This window comes from Solibacillus sp. FSL R5-0449, from assembly GCF_037975215.1.
GTDB lineage: Bacteria > Bacillota > Bacilli > Bacillales_A > Planococcaceae > Solibacillus.
In genome coordinates, this window is the sequence record NZ_CP150239.1 from 934,472 (window position 1) to 957,975 (window position 23,504).

21 protein-coding genes and 1 pseudogene are annotated in these 23,504 nt (G+C 40.4%); 20 read left to right on the forward strand and 2 right to left on the reverse strand.

The annotated features are described in order from the left end of the window. Position 1: 1 nt before the first annotated feature. Genes opp4B through opp4A form a run of 3 tightly spaced genes read left to right on the forward strand, consistent with a single transcriptional unit; the run spans position 2 to position 3,762 of the window. On the forward strand, positions 2-964 hold the full coding sequence (gene opp4B / locus MKY27_RS04435) for an oligopeptide ABC transporter permease (RefSeq protein ID WP_339175490.1): 963 nt from the start codon (positions 2-4) through the stop codon (positions 962-964). A gap of 36 nt (positions 965-1,000) precedes the next feature. Continuing rightward, positions 1,001-1,915 (forward strand): ABC transporter permease, encoded by a 915-nt coding sequence (locus tag MKY27_RS04440; RefSeq protein WP_339198065.1) that lies wholly within the window; start codon positions 1,001-1,003, stop codon positions 1,913-1,915. A 17-nt stretch (positions 1,916-1,932) separates the two neighbouring features. Then, positions 1,933-3,762 carry an oligopeptide ABC transporter substrate-binding protein gene (gene opp4A / locus MKY27_RS04445; protein ID WP_339175492.1) on the forward strand — a complete coding sequence of 610 codons (1,830 nt, stop codon included), beginning with the start codon at positions 1,933-1,935 and terminating at the stop codon, positions 3,760-3,762. 51 nt (positions 3,763-3,813) lie between these two features. Here the strand turns inward: opp4A and MKY27_RS04450 are convergent, their stop codons facing one another. After that, positions 3,814-5,496 (reverse strand): NFACT RNA binding domain-containing protein, encoded by a 1,683-nt coding sequence (locus tag MKY27_RS04450; protein ID WP_339198068.1) that lies wholly within the window; start codon positions 5,494-5,496, stop codon positions 3,814-3,816. A 289-nt stretch (positions 5,497-5,785) separates the two neighbouring features. Here MKY27_RS04450 and MKY27_RS04455 point away from each other — a divergent pair, with 289 nt between their 5' ends. The 14 genes and pseudogenes from MKY27_RS04455 to MKY27_RS04520 all read left to right on the forward strand — a co-directional run bounded on the left by MKY27_RS04455 (position 5,786) and on the right by MKY27_RS04520 (position 19,470). Then, the gene (locus MKY27_RS04455) at positions 5,786-6,661 is read left to right on the forward strand and encodes a YicC/YloC family endoribonuclease (RefSeq protein ID WP_339198071.1); all 876 of its coding nucleotides are present in this window, start codon (positions 5,786-5,788) and stop codon (positions 6,659-6,661) included. 16 nt (positions 6,662-6,677) lie between these two features. Then, a complete protein-coding gene (gene gmk, locus MKY27_RS04460) occupies positions 6,678-7,295 on the forward strand; it encodes a guanylate kinase (RefSeq protein WP_339175496.1) in 618 nt (205 codons plus the stop codon). A 4-nt stretch (positions 7,296-7,299) separates the two neighbouring features. After that, the gene (gene rpoZ / locus MKY27_RS04465; protein WP_079525096.1) at positions 7,300-7,524 is read left to right on the forward strand and encodes a DNA-directed RNA polymerase subunit omega; all 225 of its coding nucleotides are present in this window, start codon (positions 7,300-7,302) and stop codon (positions 7,522-7,524) included. 87 nt (positions 7,525-7,611) lie between these two features. After that, positions 7,612-8,145, forward strand: a pseudogene (coaBC, locus tag MKY27_RS04470) (bifunctional phosphopantothenoylcysteine decarboxylase/phosphopantothenate--cysteine ligase CoaBC); the annotation flags it as partial. A gap of 26 nt (positions 8,146-8,171) precedes the next feature. Further along, a complete protein-coding gene (gene priA / locus MKY27_RS04475) occupies positions 8,172-10,580 on the forward strand; it encodes a primosomal protein N' (RefSeq protein WP_339198074.1) in 2,409 nt (802 codons plus the stop codon). A 23-nt stretch (positions 10,581-10,603) separates the two neighbouring features. Beyond that, the gene (def, locus tag MKY27_RS04480; protein WP_339175500.1) at positions 10,604-11,095 is read left to right on the forward strand and encodes a peptide deformylase; all 492 of its coding nucleotides are present in this window, start codon (positions 10,604-10,606) and stop codon (positions 11,093-11,095) included. Between the two features lie 3 nt (positions 11,096-11,098). After that, the gene (gene fmt, locus MKY27_RS04485) at positions 11,099-12,040 is read left to right on the forward strand and encodes a methionyl-tRNA formyltransferase (RefSeq protein ID WP_339175501.1); all 942 of its coding nucleotides are present in this window, start codon (positions 11,099-11,101) and stop codon (positions 12,038-12,040) included. Further along, positions 12,037-13,398 carry a 16S rRNA (cytosine(967)-C(5))-methyltransferase RsmB gene (gene rsmB, locus MKY27_RS04490; RefSeq protein WP_339198077.1) on the forward strand — a complete coding sequence of 454 codons (1,362 nt, stop codon included), beginning with the start codon at positions 12,037-12,039 and terminating at the stop codon, positions 13,396-13,398. The genes fmt and rsmB overlap by 4 nt, the downstream gene beginning before the upstream one ends. A gap of 3 nt (positions 13,399-13,401) precedes the next feature. Next, the gene (gene rlmN / locus MKY27_RS04495) at positions 13,402-14,550 is read left to right on the forward strand and encodes a 23S rRNA (adenine(2503)-C(2))-methyltransferase RlmN (RefSeq protein ID WP_339175503.1); all 1,149 of its coding nucleotides are present in this window, start codon (positions 13,402-13,404) and stop codon (positions 14,548-14,550) included. A gap of 10 nt (positions 14,551-14,560) precedes the next feature. Then, entirely contained in the window at positions 14,561-15,307 is a 747-nt protein-coding gene (locus tag MKY27_RS04500) for a Stp1/IreP family PP2C-type Ser/Thr phosphatase (protein WP_339175504.1), read from the forward strand. A gap of 2 nt (positions 15,308-15,309) precedes the next feature. Next, complete coding sequence (gene pknB, locus MKY27_RS04505; RefSeq protein ID WP_339198080.1) at positions 15,310-17,283, forward strand: Stk1 family PASTA domain-containing Ser/Thr kinase; 1,974 nt, start codon at positions 15,310-15,312, stop codon at positions 17,281-17,283. A gap of 11 nt (positions 17,284-17,294) precedes the next feature. Continuing rightward, positions 17,295-18,176: a ribosome small subunit-dependent GTPase A gene (rsgA, locus tag MKY27_RS04510; RefSeq protein ID WP_339198082.1), complete on the forward strand. Its 882-nt coding sequence runs from the start codon at positions 17,295-17,297 to the stop codon at positions 18,174-18,176. A 2-nt stretch (positions 18,177-18,178) separates the two neighbouring features. Further along, positions 18,179-18,844, forward strand: a complete 666-nt coding sequence (gene rpe / locus MKY27_RS04515; RefSeq protein ID WP_339198085.1) for a ribulose-phosphate 3-epimerase — start codon at positions 18,179-18,181, stop codon at positions 18,842-18,844. Then, positions 18,841-19,470 carry a thiamine diphosphokinase gene (locus MKY27_RS04520; RefSeq protein ID WP_339198088.1) on the forward strand — a complete coding sequence of 210 codons (630 nt, stop codon included), beginning with the start codon at positions 18,841-18,843 and terminating at the stop codon, positions 19,468-19,470. Before rpe ends, MKY27_RS04520 begins: the two co-directional genes overlap by 4 nt. Before the next feature lie 350 nt (positions 19,471-19,820). Here the strand turns inward: MKY27_RS04520 and rpmB are convergent, their stop codons facing one another. Then, on the reverse strand, positions 19,821-20,009 hold the full coding sequence (rpmB, locus tag MKY27_RS04525) for a 50S ribosomal protein L28 (RefSeq protein ID WP_004227417.1): 189 nt from the start codon (positions 20,007-20,009) through the stop codon (positions 19,821-19,823). Between the two features lie 216 nt (positions 20,010-20,225). Here rpmB and MKY27_RS04530 point away from each other — a divergent pair, with 216 nt between their 5' ends. From MKY27_RS04530 to MKY27_RS04540, 3 genes are all read left to right on the forward strand, one after another. Next, positions 20,226-21,098 (forward strand): diacylglycerol kinase family protein, encoded by an 873-nt coding sequence (locus MKY27_RS04530; RefSeq protein WP_339198091.1) that lies wholly within the window; start codon positions 20,226-20,228, stop codon positions 21,096-21,098. A 246-nt stretch (positions 21,099-21,344) separates the two neighbouring features. Next, the gene (locus MKY27_RS04535) at positions 21,345-21,707 is read left to right on the forward strand and encodes an Asp23/Gls24 family envelope stress response protein (RefSeq protein WP_008403339.1); all 363 of its coding nucleotides are present in this window, start codon (positions 21,345-21,347) and stop codon (positions 21,705-21,707) included. 18 nt (positions 21,708-21,725) lie between these two features. Continuing rightward, positions 21,726-23,372, forward strand: coding sequence for a DAK2 domain-containing protein (locus MKY27_RS04540; protein WP_339199634.1), 1,647 nt, complete (start codon positions 21,726-21,728; stop codon positions 23,370-23,372). The last annotated feature ends 132 nt before the right edge of the window (positions 23,373-23,504 follow it).

Here is a 23,504-nt window from a genome sequence, read left to right on the forward strand (position 1 = left end):
TATGTGGAAAACGATAGTTCGCCGTGTATTAATAATGATTCCGCAGCTATTTATTTTAAGTCTCCTAATTTTCATATTAGCGAAACAAATGCCTGGTGATCCATTTACAGGTTTAATTACACCGGAAACAGATCCGAGTGTAATTGAAGAATTACGTGTTAAATCAGGCTTCTATGATCCATGGTATGTACAATACTACAACTGGATTGCAAATGCAGCACAAGGTGACTTCGGTCAGAGTTATACATTTAAAAAGCCGGTTGCAGATATTATTGGTGACCGTGCAATGAATACATTATTACTTTCATTGCTGAGTGTATTCTTCCTTTATGTGCTGGCAATTCCTCTAGGGGTTTTGGCTGGACGTTACCACGATTCATTCTTGGATAAATCGATTGTACTTTACAGCTTTATCTCATATGCAATTCCTGCATTCGTACTGTATTTAATTTTTGTATTCGTGTTTGGTTACCGGCTTATGTGGTTCCCGACAAGTGGTACGGTGGAAATAGGAATGGATCCGGGAACCTGGAGTTATTATTGGAGTAAATTCTACCATTTACTGTTACCGGCAGCCAGCTATGCACTGCTAGGTACGACAGGTGTTATTCAATATTTACGTTCGGAAATTATTGATGCAAAAACAATGGATTATGTTAAAACAGCACGCAGTAAAGGGATACCGATGAAGAAAGTGTATTCCCGTCATATCTTCCGTAACTCTCTGTTACCGATTGCAGCGTTCTTAGGATTCACAATTACTGGTTTACTTGGTGGATCAATTTTCATTGAAACTGTATTCGCTTATCCTGGAATGGGTAAATTATTTGTCGAATCCATTTCAAGTCGTGACTACAGTGTAATAACGGCATTAGTAATGTTATATGGCTTCTTAGCATTATTAGGTAGTCTATTATCCGATATTATCTTAAGTATAGTGGATCCGCGAATTCGCATAGACTAATCAATTAATAATGACTAAGGAGAGGTGATTTTAATCATGGAAAACAAAAATGAACAGACAGTAGAAAAATTAGAATCTCAAAGCTCTCCACCAACTGGTATTCAAGTAATATGGCGAGAGTTTAAAAAAGATAAATTAGCAATGTTCTCATTAATAGGAAGTATCCTGCTAATGATCGCGATTATGATTATGGCATTCTTCACTATTGATCAAACGGAAGTAATGAAAATCCAATTATTGGAGCGTTTCACTGAACCAGGTGTCCGAGGATATATCCTTGGGGCCGATGAAGCCGGACGTGATATGTTCGGCCAGCTAATCATTGGCGCGAAAAACTCTATACTGATTGCCATTGCGATCACAATTATCGCAAACGTAGTCGGTATCGCTCTTGGTATTATTATGGGATATTACGGTGGTTTCATCGATAATTTCTTCATGCGTATTATTGATTTCTTTATCACTCTACCAACTACAATGATTATCATCGTAGTCGTAACAATCATTCCATCATACGGAATAGTAGATTTAATCTTAATTATTGCAGCATTTCAATGGATGTCGACGGCCAGACTTGTGCGTTCCAAAGCGCTATCTGAAGCACGACGCGATTACATTAGTGCCTCTAAAACAATGGGTACAAGTGATTTCGCGATCATGTTTAAAGGTTTATTGCCAAACTTAAGCTCACTGCTTATTGTCGAAGTGACATTAAGCTTTGCAGGGAATGTTGGGATCGAAACAGGTCTTTCATTCTTAGGTTTCGGTTTACCACCGTCAACACCAAGTTTAGGAACTTTAGTAAGTTATGCTATGAACCCGATAATTTTATCGAGTAAATGGTGGGTATGGTTGCCTGCATCAATATTAATCTTAGTAATGATGCTTGGTATAAATTACGTTGGTCAAGCGCTACGACGCTCTGCTGACGCAAAACAACGTTTAGGATAATAAGGGAGGAAAAACAGATGAAGAAAAAGAAAGGTTTAATGCTGTCATCAGTATTTGCTACGGCATTAGTATTAGCAGCTTGTGGAGGAGATGACGAAACGTCTACTGAAAAACCAGCTGAAAAAGATGGTAATCAAACAGAAGAAAATACAAATGACGGTGGTTCTACTACTGCGGAATCTCCAACATTACCATCAGAAGTTACAAATGATGGAGATGCAATCGAAGGCGGTACTTTACAATTCGCTTTAGTAACAGATTCTCCTTTCCAAGGTGTATTCTCATATGAATTATATGAAGATGGTTATGATGCAGATATTTTAGACTTCATGACAAACTCTATTTTCGATACAGACGGTGACTTCCTTGTAACGGATGAAGGGATTGCGAAGTTAGATGTTGACGCAGATAACAACAAAGTAACAATCACTATCCAGCCTGACGAAGTAAAATGGTCTGATGGTCAGCCAATGACTGCTGACGATATCATTTATGCTTACGAAATTATCGGTCACCCTGATTATACAGGTATCCGTTATGATGATGACTTCAAAAACATCATCGGTGCTGCTGAATATAAAGCAGGTACAGCGGATTCAATCTCTGGTATTAAAAAGATTGATGACAAAACAATTGAAATTTCAATGACTAAAGTTTCTCCAGCTATCTACTCTTTAGGTGACGGTTTATGGGGTTATGCAGTACCTAAGCACGTATTGAAGGATATTCCTGTTAAGGACTTAATCTCTTCTGATGCAGTACGTAAATCTCCTGTAACTTTAGGACCATTTAAATTAGATAAATTAGTTGACGGTGAATCTGTTCAGTTCGTAGCGAACGAGAACTACTGGAAAGGTAAACCAAAACTTGACAAAGTAGTATTACAAGTAGTTCCTTCATCTTCTATCGGTGAAGCATTACGTACAGGTAAATATGACATGGCGTCTTCATACCCTACAAACCAATATGACGGCGTAAAAGATCTTGAAAACTTAACAGTATTAGCTCGTCCTGAGTTAGCATACTCTTACCTTGGTTTCAAGCTTGGTAAATGGGATGCAACTGCAAGTGTAAACGTTACAGATGAAAATGCAAAAATGAATGATGCTGACTTACGTAAAGCTGTTGCTTACGCAATGGATATCGAGCAAGTAACAGAGCGTTTCTACCAAGGTTTACGTTCACGTGCAACATCATTAATTCCGCCAGCATTCGCTTCATTCCATGACAACTCTTTAGAAGGATTCAACTATGATCCTGAAAAAGCGAAAGCATTATTAGATGAAGCTGGATACAAAGACGTTGATGGCGATGGTATCCGTGAAGATAAAAACGGTGAAAAATTCGAAATCCGTATGGCAGGTATGTCAGGTTCTGACACTGATGAAGCAATCGTTGAATACTTCCGTCAAAACTGGAAAGATGTTGGTTTAGATGTACAGTTAACAACTGGCCGTTTAATCGAGTTCAACAGCTTCTATGATAAAGTACAAGCTGATGATCCTGAAATCGATATGTTCATGGCTGCATGGGGTACTGGTACAAACCCATCTCCACTTGGCTTATACGGTGAAGGTGCTTCATTCAACTACAGCCGTTTCGTAACACCTGAATTACAAAAATTATTAGCTGATATCGACTCTAAAGAAGCGGTTGACGCAGATTACCGTGCGGATGCATTCCGTAAGTGGGAAGAGTACATGTTCGAACAAGCAACAACAATTCCAACATACTTCCGTACAGAAATCATTCCAGTTAACAAACGTGTGAAAAACTACAATGTTGACTATGGTAACCCAACTGAATTACATGAAATTGAATTAACTGCTGATGCACCAATTAAATAATCAGTAACAACAAAAAGCCGCTTAGAAAATTTCTAAGCGGTTTTTCGTTGTTTACTTTTTCAGCTGCATAACAACTGCTTCGTCTGGTGTAACATAAAGTGTTTTTTGTTCAAAATAAATCACAAATCCTGGTTTTGCGCCATTCGGTTTTTTCACATGTCGAATTTCCGTATAGTCTACCGGAACCGAAGAAGAGTCACGTGCTTTTGAAAAATAAGCGCTTAACACAGCGGCTTCGGTCAAAGTTTGCTCATCAGGGTTTTCCGAATGGATGACAACATGTGATCCCGGAATATCTTTCGTATGTAGCCATACTTCGTTCCGTTTTCCGATTTTGAATGTCAAATAGTCATTTTGTTTATTGTTTTTACCGACCGAAATTGAAATACCGGAAGATGAAACGAATTTTTCCGGTTCCGGTTTTGCCGGTTTCTTTTTTCGTTTTGCCTGGCGGATTCGAAGTAAACCTTGTTCTGCCAGCTCTTCACGGATTTCCTCGATATCTTTAGTGGACGCTTGCTGCACTTGCTGTGTAAGCATTTCCAAATAGTTGATGTCTTCCGTTGTTTTTTGCTGTTGTTCTTCAATCATAACTAACGCTGTTTTTGCTTTATTGTACTTTGTGTAATAGCTTTGCGCATTTTCGATCGGTGTTTTTCTTGGGCTAATCGGTATCCTTACTGTTTCGGCATTTTCGCTGTAATAGTTTTCAACGTCTACGTATTCAGCGCCTTTTTCGAAATTATAAAGATTCGCCATTAAAAGCTCACCGTAAAGTTGGAACTGCTCCAGGTTTTGAGCACGTTCATAATCTTTTTGAAGCTTTTTTTGTTTCAGCTTTAATTTATTCAGTTCATTTTGCAGCCAGCGTTCAAGATCACCGGCTTGCTGTTTCACTCGATCACGTTTTGCACGGGCAAAAAATACACGGTCAAGCAGCTCGCCAAGAGTCTTATAATTCGTAACTGCTCCTGACAAATGTGTTAATGCTGTTGGCGAGAAATAGATTTTCCCTTCCTGCTCAACATAGGTCGGATTTGCGCTCGTTGCGATTTCGTTCATCAGCTGTCTGCAAGCTGTTACAGCATCATTTGTTGTGATACGGTGCAGCAACTCATTTGCATGCAATGGGGAGAAACCGGCAAACTGATCGACAATATCTTTAGTAGTAGGTTGTTTTGAAAATACTTCTTTCAACTCTACATCGGATAAACTTGTCAGTGCAATTTTCTGTTGTTGTGGCGGCGCAATATATTGCTGCCCCGGCAAAACGGTACGGTAGCTGTTCATCGATGGCGGCAGATGTTTGATACTATCAATAATGATATCATTTTGAGCATCGATTAATAGCAGATTACTATGACGCCCCATAATTTCGATGACGAGCTTACGCTTTACCGCATCGCCGATTTCATTTTTACTGTCGATTTCAAAAGTGATCACCCGTTCAAAGCCGTCCTGAACAACAGATGAAATAAAGCCACCTTCAATATGTTTGCGTAACAGCATACAAAACATTGGCGGGTCAGCCGGATTTTCAATCGATTGATCTGTTATGTGAACGCGAGAATAAGAAGGGTGGATCGAAAATAATAGTTTACTGTTTTGGCCTGCTGCACGAATTTGCAATACAACTTCAAGTGCATTCGGCTGATAAATTTTGGTGATACGTCCGGATGTAAGGCTTTGTAGCTCCTTGCTCATCGAACGTGTAAATAGTCCGTCAAATGCCATCTTTATGCCTCTTTCATTAAATAAGTCTTTTAGATTGTTTAATCATATCATTTTTTCGTACAAACCTGTAGTTATCGCAAATGACTATCTATTAATGAAATATTTTTTATATGAAAGATAACTGCTCTCGATAAAGGGGGCCAATTCTTTCCTACTTACATAAAATAAAAAGTATTTTATTACCTCCTATCTATGATAAAATATATATTTGGATAATAGACGTTAACGCAAAATCGATCACACATATGCTATAATTGAAACAATTAAGTAAAGAAGGATGTGACGAACCTTGGTACGTAGTATGACCGGATTCGGCAGGGGGGTCACAACAACGAAACACTTTCAACTCACTGTTGAAATTCGTGCTGTGAATCATCGTTTTTTAGAAATTAATACTAAGTTTCCAAAAGAATGGATGGAATCTGAAGTAATAGCAAAAAAAATGTTGTCGGATGCAGTTTCTCGTGGGAAAATAGATGTTATCATTTTTCTGAAGGAGCTTCATGACACTGAACAGACGATTCAAATTAATTGGTCACTGCTCAATGCTTTTCTCCAGGCAAAAAAGGAATTGTCCCAAACAGTTCCGATGGAGGAAAAGTGGACAATGCAGGAAATTGTAAGTTTGGACCAAGTGTTGCAAGTTGAAAAAATTGAGTTTATGCAGGATCAAATTATCGATGCTGTTAAAAATGCTTTGGCAGAAGCAATCGAGAACCTTATTGCAATGCGTACTCGTGAAGGGCAAGGATTGCAGCAAGTGATGCTGCAGTACAAAGCGGACCTGGAAGCGCAAATAGCTGAAATTCGGCGATATGCTCCGCTCGCAGTTGAAAAATACCGAGAACGTTTAATGAATCGTTTAGAAGAAGTGATAAGCGGTCAATCATTGGACGATCGACTACTTACAGAAGTTGCGATTTTTGCAGAGCGTATTGATATTACAGAAGAGCTCGACCGTTTAGAGAGTCATTTTAATCAGTTATCCGAAACTTTAACTGAAAACATTGCGATTGGACGTAAACTTGATTTCATTATGCAGGAAATGAACCGTGAAATTAATACAATCGGTTCAAAAAATCAGTCTACACAATGCTCAGCTGCAGTAGTGCAGGCGAAGACGATTTTAGAAAAAATGCGTGAACAAGTTCAAAATATTGAATGATATAAAGGAGTTACTTATGAAAAAACAACGTGGATTATTAATTGTTTTATCTGGTCCATCAGGTGTGGGTAAAGGGACAGTACGAAAAGAGCTCTTTTCACAACCGGATACGAATTACGAATATTCGATTTCAATGACAACACGTAATCCTCGCGAAGGGGAAGAAGATGGTGTAGACTATTTCTTTAGAACACGTGAGGAATTCGAAGCGTTAATCGAGCAGGGAGGTTTACTGGAACATGCAGAATTTGTCGGCAATTATTACGGTACACCACTTGCATATGTACAGGAAACGCTAGAAGCAGGACGCGATGTATTTTTGGAAATTGAAGTCCAAGGAGCAGCACAAATTCGTGAAAAAGCACCAGATGCGTTGTTTATCTTTTTAGCACCACCAAGCATTTCCGAACTGGAACAACGTTTGGTTGGTCGTGGTACGGAAACAGAAGACGTAATCGCCCGTCGTATCGCTACTGCTCGTGAAGAAGTTGAAATGATGAGTTTGTATGATTACGTTGTAGAAAATGACCAAGTTCAAAATGCATGTGATAAAATAAATGCTATCATAATAGCAGAACACTGCCGTCGTGAACGTGTTGAAAAACGCTATTTGTCAATGTTGAGAGGAGAATGAAACCATGTTATACCCATCAGTAGATAATTTGAAAAAACAAATCGATTCTAAGTATTCTTTAGTGAGCTTAGCATCAAAACGCGCGCGCCAAATGCAAGAAGAGGGCGGCGAGCACTTAAACTCATACATTTCTTACAAGCCAGTAGGAAAAGCATTGGAAGAAGTAGCTGCCGGAAAGCTTCGCAAAGTTCAACAAGACGCTTCAACTGTTTACGAAGACGAAATCTAGTTGGTAATGTAAAAAGAATACTCCCTGAGTAGAAGCTCCCTAAGAATTTTTCTTTGGGAGCTTATCCTTTGAAAGGACGGTAAAATAATGAAAAAAAACAATATACTATTGTGTGTTTCGGGCGGGATTGCCGTATATAAAGCGGTTGCGTTAGTGAGCAAACTTTCTCAGGCAGGCTTTAATGTAAAAGTAATCATGACAGCTTCTGCACAGAAGTTCGTTACTCCTTTAAGCTTCCAGGTGATGTCTAAAAACGACGTATTTTTTGATACTTTCGATGAAAAAGATTCCAATGTTATTGCGCATATTGATTTGGCGGATTGGGCGGATTTAGTAATCGTCGCTCCTGCCACTGCCAATATAATTGCGAAAATGGCACATGGTATGGCGGATGATATGGTGACAACGACTTTACTTGCAACAATTGCACCTGTATGGGTGGCACCGGCGATGAATGTACATATGTATGAGCATCCGGCCGTTTTACGGAATATTGCACAACTTCATGAAGATGGCATCCGCTTTATCGAACCGTCTGAAGGATTTTTGGCATGCGGCTATGTAGGAAAAGGACGTCTGGAAGAGCCGGAAAAAATTACGGCCATTGTAGAAAAGTATTTTCGTGAACTAACTGGAAGCGATGGACAATGAGATTTGCACAAGTAATCGTTGATGTTTCCGCATATCCAGTTGACCGTCCTTTCGATTATTTAATACCTGAAGATTGGGAAGAGCTGATTGACATTGGCAGTCGCGTCAAAGTCCCATTCGGACCGCGTAATGTGCTTGGGTTTGTCGTCGGCATTACAGCTGAATCAGACGTACCGGCAGAAAAAATAAAGCCGATTTCGGAAATACTCGATTTGGAATCTATTTTAACTGAGGAAATGCTGAGCTTGGCAAAATGGCTGAAGCGCCAAACAATCTGCTACGAAATTGATGCATTACAAGTAATGCTGCCGGGTGCATTGCGGGCAAAGTATGAAAAGTATGCGGTTTTGCAAGGCGAAGTATCGCAATTACCGCAAATGCTGCAGCCCTTTTTCGAGAAAACTGAAAAAGTGAATCTAGCCCAATTTGAAAAGGCCAATTTATTGAGACCGGTAAAACGTGCCGTAAAAGACGGTCTGCTCATTATAGAAAATGTAGTGAAACAAAAGGGCCAAGTAAAACAAGTGCGTAAAGTACAAATTTATTCACGCGAACAAATAGAAGATATAATCGAACAAATGGGGAAACGTGCACCGAAGCAGCGGGCAATATTGGAATGGATGAAGGAACATGCAGGAGCCGTCGTTTTACCGGAACAAATATACGAAGCCGTTCAAGTGACAAGCAGTGTACTAAACAGTGTCATTGAAAAAGGGGCAGCAGCGTATATACAAGAAGAAGTTTACCGTGATCCGTTTACGAAGGAAGTTGTAAGAACGGACTTTTTACAATTAACAGATGAGCAAGATGTGGCACTGAAAAAAATTACGGAAGCGATAGATGATAAGCGTCAAGAAACATTTCTTCTCCACGGCATTACAGGCAGCGGGAAAACAGAAGTGTATTTACAGGCGATTCAGCGTACAATCGCAGACGGCAAAGAAGCAATTGTGCTCGTGCCTGAAATCTCATTGACACCACAGATGACCGAGCGTTTCAAATCACGTTTCGGCAATGAAGTAGCAGTTATGCATAGCGGCTTGTCAGTCGGTGAAAAATATGATGAGTGGCGGAAAGTACAGCAAGGGAAAGTTAAAGTAGTTGTAGGCGCCCGATCAGCAATTTTTGCACCGTTTAAAAATCTCGGTCTGCTTATATTGGATGAAGAACATGAGTCAACATACAAACAGGAAGATTCACCGCGCTACCATGCCCGGGATGTCGCAATCTGGCGTGGGAATTATTATAACTGCCCTGTTATTTTAGGGAGTGCGACACCTGCATTAGAATCGTTTGCGCGTGCAAAAAAAGGTGTATACACATTGCTCACGTTGTCACAACGGGCCAAAAATCAGGCATTGCCGTCTGTTCAGATTATCGATATGCGTGAACAGCTTCAGGCTGGAAACCGCTCGATGTTTTCGGAACCGCTTATGGAAGCGTTACGTGACCGTCTCGAAAAAAAAGAGCAGACCGTCCTGTTTTTAAATCGCCGCGGCTATTCATCGTTTGTATTATGCCGGGATTGCGGGACAACGGTGCAATGTCCGAACTGTGATATTTCGTTGACATATCACCGCTATCAGGAAAAGCTGAAATGCCATTATTGCGGTCATGATGAATACATTCCGGAAACATGTCCTGAATGTCTAAGTGAAAACATCCGTTATTTCGGTACCGGTACGCAAAAGGTAGAAGAAGAAATTTACAAGCTGTTTCCTGAGGCGCGTGTCATGCGGATGGATGTCGACACGACCAAACAAAAAGGGGCACATGAAAAAATGCTCGATGCGTTCGGTAGGGGCGAAGCAGATATTCTGCTCGGTACACAAATGATCGCTAAAGGGCTTGATTTTCCGAATATTACACTAGTCGGCGTGTTAAGTGCCGATACTTCGCTTCATTTACCGGATTACCGGGCTGCGGAAAAAACATTCCAGCTTATGACGCAAGTGAGCGGACGGGCAGGACGCCATAATAAGCTTGGTGAAGTATATATACAGACGTATACTCCTGAGCATTATGCAATCCAGCTTTCAAAGGATCAGCATTATACACCATTTTATGAACGGGAAATGCATGCAAGACATCTTGCCGGATATCCGCCCTATTATTATATTGCGCTAGTTCAAGTAACACATGAAGATGTCATGTTTGCTGCAGAATATGCAGGGCGGGTCGCGGAGTATTTGCGTTCCAATTTATCATTCAATGTATCTGTTATTGGACCGACAACAGCCAGTATCGCCCGCCTCCAAAATAGATATCGTTATCAATGTTTGATAAAATATAAAGTAGAGCCAAATTTGATTCCCGTTCTTTTACAGCTTATAAAACTGTATCGATCGGAATGGATAAAAAAAGGCATTGTGCTAACAGTTGATTTAGATCCGACAATGATCTAATGCATATAGAAAGAGGTATTAAAATGGCAATTAAAGAAGTAGTGAAAAACCCAGCAAAAGTATTATCACAAAAAACGAGAGAAGTTGAAGTAATCGATGAAAATATCATTCAACTTTTAGATGATTTATATGACACGATGGTAGAAAATGACGGTGTAGGAATCGCTGCACCGCAGATTAATGTTGATTTACGTGTAGCAATCGTAGAATTAGGCGAAGATATTTTAGAAATGATCAACCCGATCGTTATTGAAACACGTGGTGAAGAAGAAGATGTGGAAGGCTGTTTAAGTTTTCCGGACCTGTTCGGAATGGTCAAGCGTCCAACTTACGTAAAAATTGAAGCATCCGACCGTGAAGGCCGTGTTTATGAACTTGAAGCTGAAGACTTTGAAGCACGTTGTATTTTGCATGAAATCGATCATTTAGAAGGTGTTTTATTTGATTCTAAAATGACGCGTGTATTAACAGAGGAAGAAATAGAAGAGCTATACGCGGACGCTGAGGAGGAGTAATCGATGACTAAAATCGTATTTATGGGAACACCTGCCTTTTCAGCACCGATTTTGCGCATGCTTCATGAAGAAGGCTATGACATCGCAGCGGTTGTAACTCAGCCGGACCGTCCAGTTGGTCGTAAAAAAGTATTAACGCCACCACCTGTGAAAGAAGAAGCATTACAACTAGGTTTACCGGTTATTCAGCCTGAAAAGCTGCGCGGTTCACAGGAGCTGGAAGAAATTTTAGCGTTAAATGCAGACCTTGTTGTAACAGCGGCATTTGGACAAATTTTGCCGAAAGAACTGCTTGATGCTCCACGATTAGGCTGTATTAATGTCCATGCATCATTATTGCCCGCATACCGAGGCGGTGCACCGATTCATCAGGCAATTATTGATGGCCAGGCAACAACAGGTGTAACAATTATGTATATGGCGGAAAAACTGGATGCTGGTGATATTATTTCACAAAAGGAAATTGCTATTGAGGATACGGACAATACAGGCACAATGTTTGAGAAATTAAGTGCGGTTGGCCGTGAATTATTAAAGGAAACAATGCCATCGATTATTAATGGGACAAATGCCCGCATTCCACAAGATGAATCACTCGTAACATTCGCGCGCAATATTAGCCGTGAACAGGAGTTGATTGATTGGAATAATGAAGCACGTGCATTGTATAATCAAGTGCGTGGATTGCACCCTTGGCCTGTCGCCTATACGACATTTGAAGGGGCTAACTTTAAAGTCTGGGCGGCAAAAGTTGGAGAAACTTCAACAAAAGCTGCACCAGGAGAAGTCGTGAAAATCGAAAAAGATCACTTTGAAGTAGCGACAGGAGATGGTGGTACATTAGCGCTGTATGATGTACAACCAGCAGGTAAAAAGCGCATGACAGCAGAAGAGTTTTTACGTGGTACGGGCTCGAAATTACAGATTGGGGACCGTTTTGAATGAGTAAAAAGAAACAAGTGATTTGGGACGGTAATGTTCGGGATGCCGCTTTAACGATTTTATTGACAGTCGACAAAAGCCAGGCATACAGCAATTTATTATTACACCAAACAATTGAGAAATATAAAATCGATGCGAAAGACCGTGGCCTTTTAACAGAGCTCACATATGGAACATTGCAGCATAAACTGACACTGGATTATTATTTGGAGCCATTTATCCGCGGGAAGGTGGATATTTGGGTGCGCTGGCTGTTGCGTATGTCACTCTATCAAATGCAGTATTTAACACGTATTCCTGCACATGCTGCAGTAAATGAAGCAGTGGAAATCGCAAAGCGCCGCGGCCATAAAGGGATTGCCTCAATGGTAAACGGGATTTTACGTTCGATTTTACGTGAAGGTGTTCGTTCGACCGATTTAATAGAAGATGCAAATGAGCGTCTGGCAGTCGAAACGAGTCATCCGCAGTGGTTGGTTGACCGCTGGGTGGAAAGCTACGGCTATGAGAAAACACGTGAAATGCTTCTTGAGAATAATATTGCACCACTGCAGACAGTTCGTGTCAATACGACAAAAGCGACTGTCGAGCAAGTTTTGACGACGCTTGAACGTGAAGGTGTAAAAGCGCGCCGCAGTGAATTTATACCCGAATGTCTGCATCTTGAAAGCGGGCAGGCGGCACGTACAGGAGCGTTCCGCAATGGGCTTATTACAATTCAGGATGAAAGCTCGATGCTGCCGGCAAAAGTGCTGAATCCGCAGCCTGGCATGAAAGTACTCGATATGTGTGCAGCACCAGGCGGAAAAACAACACATCTTGCCGAAGTGATGAAAAATGAAGGCTCGATTTTAGCGACCGATCTACATCCTAAAAAATTGGATTTAATCGAGGAAAACGTTGCGCGTCTAGGATTGGATATTATCGAAACAGCCCCTCTTGACGGAAGAAAAGCCGCAAGCTTTTTACAAAAAGAAGGCTATGATGCGATTTTGGTCGATGCACCATGCTCAGGCTTGGGCGTAATGCGACGCAAGCCGGATATTAAATATACGAAGCGCGAAGAAGATTTAGAGAGCCTGCAAACAATTCAGCTTTCGATTTTAGATAATGCAGTCCAGCTATTGAAACAAGACGGACGACTAGTGTATTCAACATGCACAGTAGACCGCAGTGAAAATGAAGGTACGGTACAAGCCTTCTTAAAAGAGCACCCTGAAATGAACTTGGTGCCAATTGAAAATTTACCGACACAACTAGAAGCGAAGCAACAGGACGGGATGCTGCAAGTATTCCCGCAAGATATAGGCAGTGACGGATTTTTCGTAGCTGCATTCGTAAAAAAAGGAGCGTCCAATTAACTAATGGAGCAAGAACAATTAAAACAATTTGATGAACGAATTCAGGATTTAGTGGAAGAAACAGCAGATAAGCCAGTACGTCGTGCGAAAAAAGAAAAACCTCAGTTAAAACCTTCGATCTATTCATTACGTCTGGATGAAATGAAGGAATGGCTGACAGCAAATGGAGAAAAGGCTTTCCGTGCTGCACAGATTTATGAATGGCTTTATGAAAAACGTGTTCAAACGTTTGAAGAAATGTCCAACTTACCGAAAGCATTACGCGAAAAACTGGAAGCGGAGTTTGCTTTAACAACACTTTCAACAATTATTAAACAGGAATCAAAAGACGGTACGATCAAGTTTTTATTCCAGCTGCAGGACGGCTATTCAATTGAAACAGTGTTGATGCGTCATGATTACGGAAATTCAATTTGTGTAACAACACAAGTAGGTTGCCGTATCGGCTGTACATTCTGTGCATCTACTTTAGGTGGCTTGAAACGTCATTTAATGGCAGGAGAAATTGTCGAGCAAGTCGTAAAAGTACAGCAACAGCTTGATGAAACAGACGAGCGTGTATCATCAATCGTAATTATGGGAATCGGCGAGCCGTTTGATAATTATGATGCAATGATGAACTTCCTTAAAATCATGAATGATGACAAAGGATTAAATATCGGTGCCCGTCATATTACGGTTTCGACTTCAGGGATTGTACCAAAAATTTACGAATTCGCAGATGAAGGTATGCAAATTAACTTTGCGGTTTCTCTACATGCACCAAACCAAGAGGCGCGTCAGAAATTAATGCCGATTGCAAAAGCATATAAATTAGAAGAATTGATGGAAGCAGTAAAATACTATACAAAGAAAACAGGACGTCGTGTCACATTTGAATACGGTTTAATGTCAGGGCAAAATGATACAGAAGAAGTAGCATTGGAACTGGCAAAGCTGATTAAAAATGTGAAGTGTCATGTTAACTTAATTCCGATTAACTACGTGCCGGAGCGTGATTATATTCGTACATCACGCAGTAAAATTTTTGCTTTTGAAAGAACGCTTAAAGAGCAGGGGATTAACGTAACAATCCGTCGTGAGCAAGGTGCAGATATTGCAGCTGCATGTGGCCAGTTACGTGCACAGGAACGATCACACGAAACAAAGTAGGTGGACTATAGTGAACTTTACAGTGGAAAGTGATATTGGGTTAAAGCGAAAAATAAATGAAGATCGGGCCGCGTTTTTTGAGCGCCCCGATCATTTTAAGCTTGCGATTTTAGCAGATGGTATGGGTGGTCATAATGCTGGTGATGTAGCGAGTGAAATGGTTATTACCGAAATGCATGAACTCTTTAAACAGGAAAATGCAGAAAGTTTTGCAACAAAACAGTTAAAGCTGGAATGGTTGCGTAATGCGGTGTCACATATTAATCAGAAAATATATCATTACTCATTAACACATGAAAATTGTCAAGGTATGGGAACGACAATGATTGCGGTGTTGCTTGACAGGAATGATTGCACGATAAGCCATGTCGGCGATAGTCGTGTATACCATATTACAAACGAAACAGTAAAGTTAGTAACGAGAGATCATTCTTATGTAAATATTTTATTGGAAAATGGAGAAATTAGTGAAGAAGAGGCACAAAATCATCCTCAACGGAACTTTATATTAAAAGCACTCGGTACAGAAATTTCAATTGAACCTGATTTTTATGAAATGACTTTATCAAATGAGGCCTTTTTACTCATTTGTTCTGACGGGTTAAGTAATAAACTTTCTACAGAGGAAATGGGCCAAATTATTACTATGCCGGTTACCATTCAGGAAAAAGGAAAAAAATTAGTTCAAATTGCAAATGATCGTGGTGGAGAAGATAATATTTCCCTTATCTTAATGACAACGGTGCAGGAGGTGTAACAATGCTAGTAGGAAAACATATAGGTGGCCGATATAAAATTTTAAAGTTAATTGGCGGAGGCGGGATGTCAAATGTATATTTGGCACACGACATTATTTTAAGTCGTGACGTCGCAATTAAAATATTGCGTTATGATTTATCAAATGAAGAAGAATTGCACCGTCGTTTCCAGCGTGAAGCATTGTCTGCAACAAGTCTGACTAATCCTAATATCGTAAGCATCTATGATGTTGGCGAAGATGAGGATATGCACTATATTGTCATGGAATATATTAAAGGGAAAACATTAAAACAATACATACAAGAGTTTTCACCTTTATCTGCAGCACGTAGCGTCCATATTATGAAGCAGCTAACATCGGCGATTGCCCATGCACATGAAAACGGCATCATTCATCGAGATATTAAGCCACAAAATATATTGATGGACGAAGAAGGCAACGTAAAAATTACTGATTTCGGGATTGCGACATCGCTTGGAGCAACGAGCTTCACGCAAACGAACTCAGTCATCGGAACTGTTCATTATTTATCGCCGGAGCAGGCGCGCGGCGGTTTAGCAACAATGAAGTCTGATATATATGCACTTGGGATTGTCTTTTATGAGCTATTAACAGGAGAATTACCATTTTCAGGGGAATCTGCTGTATCTATTGCGTTAAAGCATCTGCAGGCGGAAACACCTTCAGTACGTGAACTCGATGCAAGCATTCCGCAAAGTGTGGAAAATATCGTATTAAAGGCTACATCAAAAGACCAAAACCACCGCTACAGCAATGCAGAAGAGATGGAAGAAGATTTAAATACATGTTTATCATTACAGCGGGTGAATGAGCCTAAATTTATGCCGCCGGTAGATGACGGAGCGACAAAACTGATTCCGATTATAAAAGATCCAAAGCCTGTTCCTATCCCAGTGAAGGAGCCGTCTACCAATCTAACAGAACAAACAGTCCGGATCGATTCAAATCCGCCGGTCGAAGAAGAACCGAAGCCGTCAAAACCAAAAAAGAAAAAGAAAAAGAAGAAATGGCCGCTAATTGTTGGGCTTTTAGTTCTTTTAACAATTGGTGCTGTAGTAGCAGCTGTCCTCCTGACTCCAAATAGAGTCGTTGTAGAAGATGTGACAGATATGACGGTTGAAGAAGCGATTCGAATTTTGGGAGAGCAGGGCTTCGTGATAGGAGAACAGGAAGAACGCAACAATGAAGAGATTGAATCCGGAAATGTCATCGAAACGAACCCGCAGGCAGGTCGGGAACGTGAAAAAGGCACGACAGTTGATTTAATTGTCAGCATCGGTAGGGAAATGACGAAGATGGAAGATTTCGTCGGTAAGCAGCGTGATGAGGTAATGGATGCTTTAGAAGAATTTAACGACTATGATTTCAAAGAAGAATATTCTACAGAGCATCCAGCAGGCGAAATTATCGCTCAAACACCTGAAGCCGGAGAGGAAATTCACGTCAATGAAACGGATGTTGTGTTAACAGTCAGCAGAGGTCAGGAGCAAGTAACGGTACGTGACTTAATGGCTTTTAACGAAGCAAACCGTTCAGAATATGAAAAAAGCTCAGGATTTAAAGTGAATGTGACAGGTGAGGAATATTCGGAAAAACCGGCCGGTGAAGTTATCAGTCAAACACCAAAAGCAGGTACAAAGCTCGAAAAAGGTGGCACAATCAACGTTGTCATCTCAAAAGGACCGAAAGCTAAGCAGGAAAAGTTCTATACAAACACAATTGAAATTCCGTATGAGCCTTTTGAAGAAGGAATGGAACAAGAGGTATCGATTTACATTCAGGACAAAACACGTACGATGGCAGAGCCAGTAGAAACAATCACAATTACTGAAGATACTTTATATACAATTAAGTTGGTTATTGTTGAAGGGGATAAAGCAGCCTACCAGATTGTACGGGATAACAACGTAATCGAAAATAAAACAATTACTTATGAAGAATTGGCGGAATAAGGAGGAATTGGATGGCGCAAGCCCAAATTCGAAAAGCATTAAGCGGCTATTATTATGTTGAAAAAGACGGCGATTTAATTCAATGTCGCGCTCGTGGGATTTTCCGTAATCGCGGAGAATCTCCACTTGTCGGCGATTTTGTGGAATATTCGTATGACGGTGAATCAGATGGTTCAATCGATAAAATTCTGGAACGCCAAAATGAACTCGTTCGGCCTCCTATTGCGAATGTGGATCAGGCCTTACTAGTGTTTTCCGCAAAAGAACCGGATTTTAATACAGTCCTGCTCGACCGTTTTTTAGTCGTGCTTGAGTCGTTCCATGTACAGCCGATCATTATTTTAACGAAAATGGATCTATTGAATGATGCTGAACGGGCACATTTACAAAACTATATTGACGATTATAAGGCAATCGGCTATGACATTATTGAAACTTATATTGATGATCCAACATTGCTGGAAAAGATTGAACCTTATTTGCAGGAAAAAACATCGGTGCTTGCCGGACAGTCAGGTGTCGGAAAGTCTACTTTGTTAAATACATTGCTTCCTGAACTGGATTTAAAAACAGGGATTATTTCAAAAAGTTTAGGACGAGGAAAACATACGACACGTCATGTAGAGCTTATTGAAGTATGTGGTGGGCTATTGGCAGATACGCCAGGCTTCAGTTCTTTCGATTTTGAAATGATTGAAAAGGAAGAGCTGACATCTTGTTTACCAGAGTTCGAGCGAATTAGCGAGAATTGTAAGTTCCGTGGCTGCCTGCATATAAAGGAACCGAAATGTGCGGTAAAACAAGCGGTGGAAACAGGTGAAATCCGTTCGTACCGCTATGAGCACTATGAACAAATTTTACAAGAAATTATTGACCGAAAGCCGAGGTATTAGACATGATTAAAATTGCACCATCAATTTTAGCAGCAGACTTTGCAAAGCTGGGACAAGAGGTAAAAGAAGTAGAAGCAGCAGGAGCAGAATTGATCCATATCGACGTAATGGACGGCCATTTCGTTCCGAATATTTCATTTGGTGCGATTGCATTAGAAGCAATTCGTCCCCTTTCTACATTACCGATGGACGTACATTTAATGATTGAAAATCCTGATCAGTATATTGAACAATTTGCGAAAGCGGGAGCAGACTACATTACGGTACATGTTGAAGCATGCCGACATTTGCATCGTACAATCCAGCTGATCCGTTCATTTGGTGTTAAACCGGGTGTTGTATTAAATCCGCATACGCCGATTGAAACGATTCAGCATGTTTTGGAAGATGTTGATATGGTGCTGTTTATGACGGTTAACCCAGGCTTTGGCGGACAAAAGTTCATTGAATCCGTTGTGCCGAAAGTAGAAGCACTATCGAAAATCATTAAAGAACGTGGCCTGAATATCGAAATCGAAATTGATGGCGGTATTAACGCTGAAACAATCGTACCTTGTGCAAAAGCGGGGGCAACGGTGTTTGTTGCGGGTTCAGCTATTTACAGTAAAGAAAATCGCGCCCAGGCTTTACAGGAAATTAAACAAGCAGGATTAGCGGCAATTCAATGATTGTTGCAATCTGCTCAGGCGGCCCCGTACATGAGGTCGCCTTTTCTTTAACACCTGATTTATGGATTGGAGTCGACCGGGGTGCATTGTATTTAGTGGACAAAGGGATACGGCCACATAGCATTGTCGGCGATTTTGATTCTATTACAGCGGAGGAATTTGCGCGGATTTCCGAAGCAGTAGACCATGTGGAACAGTTTCAGGCTGAAAAAGACGAGACGGATACAGACCTAGCCTTGCTGAAGGCACTTACATATGAACCGCAGGAAGTCTATTTGACCGGTGTTACAGGCGGACGCTTAGATCATTACGAAGCTTCGTTAAGGTCTGTTTTCCTTATGCAGCAGCAGTATCCTAAAATTACTTTTAAAATCATGAATTCTCATAATATCATTCAATTTTTACTGCCGGGTACACATATGCTGACAGAAGATCATCATACCTATGTTTCGTTTTTTGCCTATGGAAAGACGCTTCAGAACGTAACATTGCGAGGGGTTAAATATGAAACGACAGATGAAGTGATTGAGCAGGGAACAACGCGTTTCACAAGCAATGAAATAATAGGTACAGGGTCTATTTCATTTGAGGAAGGCATATGTTTAATGATAAAGAGTAAAGATTAAGGAGGAACAACGCTGAAAGTATATACATTCCAAATGCCTAAGTGGTTAAGCGGTGTGGCAAGAGGCTGCGTGAAGTTGTTTCGTAGAGATAAAAAAGAAAAATAAAGATCCTGGCTACAGCTCATAGCGATTATGGGCTGTATTTTTTTGTTATTCAGGAAAGTATATCCAATTGCATATGGATAAATTGGAAATAAGTATTTGTTCGCGTCCAGGCTAAAGCGCCAGCTCCTTGGACATTTCAGTCCCTCCGTGCAAAAGTGGGGAACCTTGACCGGGCGCTTTAGTGCATTTTTTATTATTTGCAAAAAAAAATAGAGTATCAGCAATTGCTGATACTCTATACGCGATTATACGCGCTCGATTTTACCTGATTTTAAAGCACGAGCAGAAACCCATACACGTTTTGGCTTACCGTCAACTAAGATACGAACTTTTTGAAGGTTAGCACCCCAAGTACGTTTGTTAGCGTTCATAGCGTGTGAACGGTTGTTGCCTGTACGAGCTTTACGGCCAGTAATTACGCATTGTTTTGGCATTGTAAAATTCCTCCTTACAGCTGAATCTGAAATCTTTATTTCAGTTCGTTATTTCACATACCATAATAATTTAACATACAGAGGCAATGAGTGCAAGACATTTTGCATAACCTTTCAAGAAAAAAACCTTTACACCCCATTTTGCTTATTCGGGATTAAAAACTTCCTGGAAAAGGTAATGTACACTATAAACGAATTACTTAGGAGGAAGCAATTATGAAAAAATGTATGGTCATCATCAATCCTACTTCAGGAAAAGAAAAGGCAAGTGACTACGAAAAGAAAATTATCGCACAATTACATAATTATGAAGTTGTCGTAAAAGAAACTACAGGTGAAAAGGATGCAACCCGTTTTGCTAAAATGGCATGCGACGAGAAATATGATGCGGTTATTTTAGTCGGGGGAGACGGTACGGTAAATGAAGGGATCAACGGCATCGCAGAACAGCCCCACCGCCCTGTTGTAGGGATCATTCCATTGGGGACGGTCAATGATTTTGCCCGTGCGTTGGATATTTCGCTTGATCCGGATGAGGCGATTGCGTTACTCGGCGGGAAAACAACAAAAGCAGATATCGGGAAAGTGAATGATTATTACTTCACGAATGTCATTGCAATCGGATTATTGGCAGAAGCGGTCGGCGATGTGACGATGGAACAAAAAACGTCGCTTGGTTCGCTCGCTTACCTATTTGAAGGTGTAAAAGCGGCTATACAAAATGACACTTATGAAATGGAAGTAAAAGCAGACGGAAAAACGTATAAAGAAGATATGATGCTCTTCATATGTGTTTTGACCGATTCAGTCGGAAGCTTCCGTCACATGAATGAAGAAGCCGATAAATCTGACGGTCTCCTGCACGGATTTATTATTAAAAGTACGAACACGCTGCAAGTGGTAGGCACAGCTAAAAACCTGCTGACAGGCAATTATAAGGACGATGACAATATTATTAAATTCAATGCACATGAAATGCATATTAACGCGAATGAAGCACTTCCGCTGAATGTTGACGGTGATTTAATGAGCCAACTTCCGGCGAAAATCTCGATTTTGCATAATCATATCGAATTTTTTACGAAATAAAACACCGTGATTCATCTCATGAATGCTTCTTTGTATAACAACCGGAAATAGTCAAATACTCTAATTAGATTGTACTAAAAAATTATTATAGTATGATGTTGTTCTGATTAAAAATAAAGAGCAGTTTAATTAAGAGAAATTTTAAAAAACGACTTCAGGCTAGACGTAGATGAACGTTTTCTTTTATAATCGACTTTTGTGTAGTACAATATAAATTAGTCAAATAGAGCCAAGGGGGCATTCACTATGTCAGTAGAATTAAATAACGAATTCGGTCATATTGATATATCCAATGATGTTATTGCTCAAATTGCTGGTGGAGCAGCGATTGAATGCTATGGCATTGTAGGCATGGCATCAAAACATCAAATTCGTGATGGTTTAACAGATATTTTACGAAAAGAGAATTTCGCAAAAGGTGTGCTCATTCGCCAAGAAGGTGATGACTTACATATTGATATGTACATTATTGTAAGCTATGGTACGAAAATTTCTGAAATCGCTTATCAAGTACAATCCAAAGTAAAATATACAGTAAATAAAACATTAGGTATGAGCGTTAAATCAGTTAATATTTTTGTTCAAGGCGTTCGTGTTGCGAATGTGTAAGAGGAGGAAATGAATCGAATGAAGTCTTTAGACGGAATTAAATTTGCTGAAATGGTACAAATGGGTGCACATCACCTATACCAAAATGCAGCTTATGTAGATTCGCTAAATGTATTCCCTGTGCCGGATGGTGATACGGGGACAAATATGAATTTATCAATGACATCTGGTGCAGATGAAACAGAAGCCAATGTAAGTGCACATATCGGTAAAACAGCTCAGGCGTTATCAAAAGGCTTACTAATGGGTGCACGCGGAAATTCAGGTGTAATTTTATCACAGTTATTCCGCGGGTTCGGTAAAGCGATTGAAAAAGAAGCTGAAATCGATGCGAAAGGCTTAGCGAATGCATTCCAGGCTGGTGTAGATACTGCCTATAAAGCCGTTATGAAACCAGTGGAAGGGACAATCCTAACGGTTGCTCGTGAAGCCGCAGCAAAAGGTGTGGAAGTTGCTGAAACAGAAGAAGATATGATCGTTCTTATGGAAGCATTCATCGAGGAAGCAAAACAATCATTAAACCGTACGCCGGATCTTTTACCTGTATTAAAAGAAGTGGGTGTTGTTGATAGCGGCGGCCAAGGATTGCTGTTCGTATACGAAGGATTCCTTGCTTCTATGAAAGGCGAGCCACTACCGGAAAAAAATGAATCTTCACTGGATGATTTAATTAATGCAGAACATCACCGTGTACAAGACTTCATGGACACATCTGACATTGAATTTGGTTACTGTACCGAAATCATGGTGCGCTTCGAGGAAGATAAATCACCATTTGACGAAGAGCAGTTCCGCCAAGAACTGAATCCGATGGGTGACTCATTATTAGTTATCTCGGACGATGAAATTGCAAAAGTACATATACACTCGGAAACTCCAGGTGCCGTACTTGCAGCGGGTCAAAAATATGGTAGCTTAATTAAAATTAAAGTAGACAATATGCGTGAACAGCATTCTGCGATTGTTAACGATACACCACAAGCACCTGCAAAACAGCAAAAAGCAAAAGTGCCTTATGCGATTGTAACGATTGCAATGGGTGAAGGTGTATCCAATCTGCTACGCTCAATCGGTGCTTCTTATGTAATTGAAGGCGGACAGACGATGAACCCTTCTACAGAAGATATCGTAAAAGCGGTTAAAGAAATTGGTGCAGAGCGAGTACTGATTTTACCGAACAATAAAAATATCATTATGGCTGCAGAGCAAGCGGCTGAACTTCTGGAAATTGAAGCAGCGGTTGTGCCGACAAAAACGATCCCTCAAGGAATGGCAGCTATTTTAGCATTCAATCCTGCTGAATCGGTTGAAACGAATAAAGCAAACATGACACAAGGCTTTGAACATGTGAAGACTGGTCAAGTAACATTTGCAGTACGTGATACATCGATCGACGGTGTTGAAATTCGCAAAGATGATTATATGGCATTGGCTGAAGGTAAAATTATTTTATCGACTCCTGAAATGATGGATGCAGCGAAAAAAGTGCTTGATGGGTTAATGGATGAAGATTCAGAAATCATCACAATCATTTATGGTGAAGATGCGACAGAAGAACAAGCCGATGAATTACAAAACTTTATCGAAGAAAATTACCCGGATGCTGAAGTGGAAATTGTTGAAGGTAAGCAATCCCTGTATCCGTTCATTTTATCTGTAGAATAAAATCAATAGTGAAAGCAGTGTGTACATTCATGTATGCACTGCTTTCATTACGTTTGAATAGAGTGAAAAAGGTTGAATCGGAAGGCTGTATATTTCCCTTGTATTCAGTCGGTTTTCCTGTATAAAGTTAGT

Excerpts from the sequence above, each read along its gene's own strand:
- opp4B (WP_339175490.1), top strand. The coding sequence starts at position 2 with ATGTGGAAAACGATAGTTCGCCGTGTATTAATAATGATTCCGCAGCTA.
- MKY27_RS04440 (WP_339198065.1), top strand. The coding sequence starts at position 1,001 with ATGGAAAACAAAAATGAACAGACAGTAGAAAAATTAGAATCTCAAAGC.
- opp4A (WP_339175492.1), top strand. The coding sequence starts at position 1,933 with ATGAAGAAAAAGAAAGGTTTAATGCTGTCATCAGTATTTGCTACGGCA.
- MKY27_RS04450 (WP_339198068.1), bottom strand. The coding sequence starts at position 5,496 with ATGGCATTTGACGGACTATTTACACGTTCGATGAGCAAGGAGCTACAA.
- gmk (WP_339175496.1), top strand. The coding sequence starts at position 6,678 with ATGAAAAAACAACGTGGATTATTAATTGTTTTATCTGGTCCATCAGGT.
- rpoZ (WP_079525096.1), top strand. The coding sequence starts at position 7,300 with ATGTTATACCCATCAGTAGATAATTTGAAAAAACAAATCGATTCTAAG.
- priA (WP_339198074.1), top strand. The coding sequence starts at position 8,172 with ATGAGATTTGCACAAGTAATCGTTGATGTTTCCGCATATCCAGTTGAC.
- def (WP_339175500.1), top strand. The coding sequence starts at position 10,604 with ATGGCAATTAAAGAAGTAGTGAAAAACCCAGCAAAAGTATTATCACAA.
- fmt (WP_339175501.1), top strand. The coding sequence starts at position 11,099 with ATGACTAAAATCGTATTTATGGGAACACCTGCCTTTTCAGCACCGATT.
- rsmB (WP_339198077.1), top strand. The coding sequence starts at position 12,037 with ATGAGTAAAAAGAAACAAGTGATTTGGGACGGTAATGTTCGGGATGCC.
- rlmN (WP_339175503.1), top strand. The coding sequence starts at position 13,402 with ATGGAGCAAGAACAATTAAAACAATTTGATGAACGAATTCAGGATTTA.
- pknB (WP_339198080.1), top strand. The coding sequence starts at position 15,310 with ATGCTAGTAGGAAAACATATAGGTGGCCGATATAAAATTTTAAAGTTA.
- rsgA (WP_339198082.1), top strand. The coding sequence starts at position 17,295 with ATGGCGCAAGCCCAAATTCGAAAAGCATTAAGCGGCTATTATTATGTT.
- rpe (WP_339198085.1), top strand. The coding sequence starts at position 18,179 with ATGATTAAAATTGCACCATCAATTTTAGCAGCAGACTTTGCAAAGCTG.
- MKY27_RS04520 (WP_339198088.1), top strand. The coding sequence starts at position 18,841 with ATGATTGTTGCAATCTGCTCAGGCGGCCCCGTACATGAGGTCGCCTTT.
- rpmB (WP_004227417.1), bottom strand. The coding sequence starts at position 20,009 with ATGCCAAAACAATGCGTAATTACTGGCCGTAAAGCTCGTACAGGCAAC.
- MKY27_RS04530 (WP_339198091.1), top strand. The coding sequence starts at position 20,226 with ATGAAAAAATGTATGGTCATCATCAATCCTACTTCAGGAAAAGAAAAG.
- MKY27_RS04535 (WP_008403339.1), top strand. The coding sequence starts at position 21,345 with ATGTCAGTAGAATTAAATAACGAATTCGGTCATATTGATATATCCAAT.
- MKY27_RS04540 (WP_339199634.1), top strand. The coding sequence starts at position 21,726 with ATGAAGTCTTTAGACGGAATTAAATTTGCTGAAATGGTACAAATGGGT.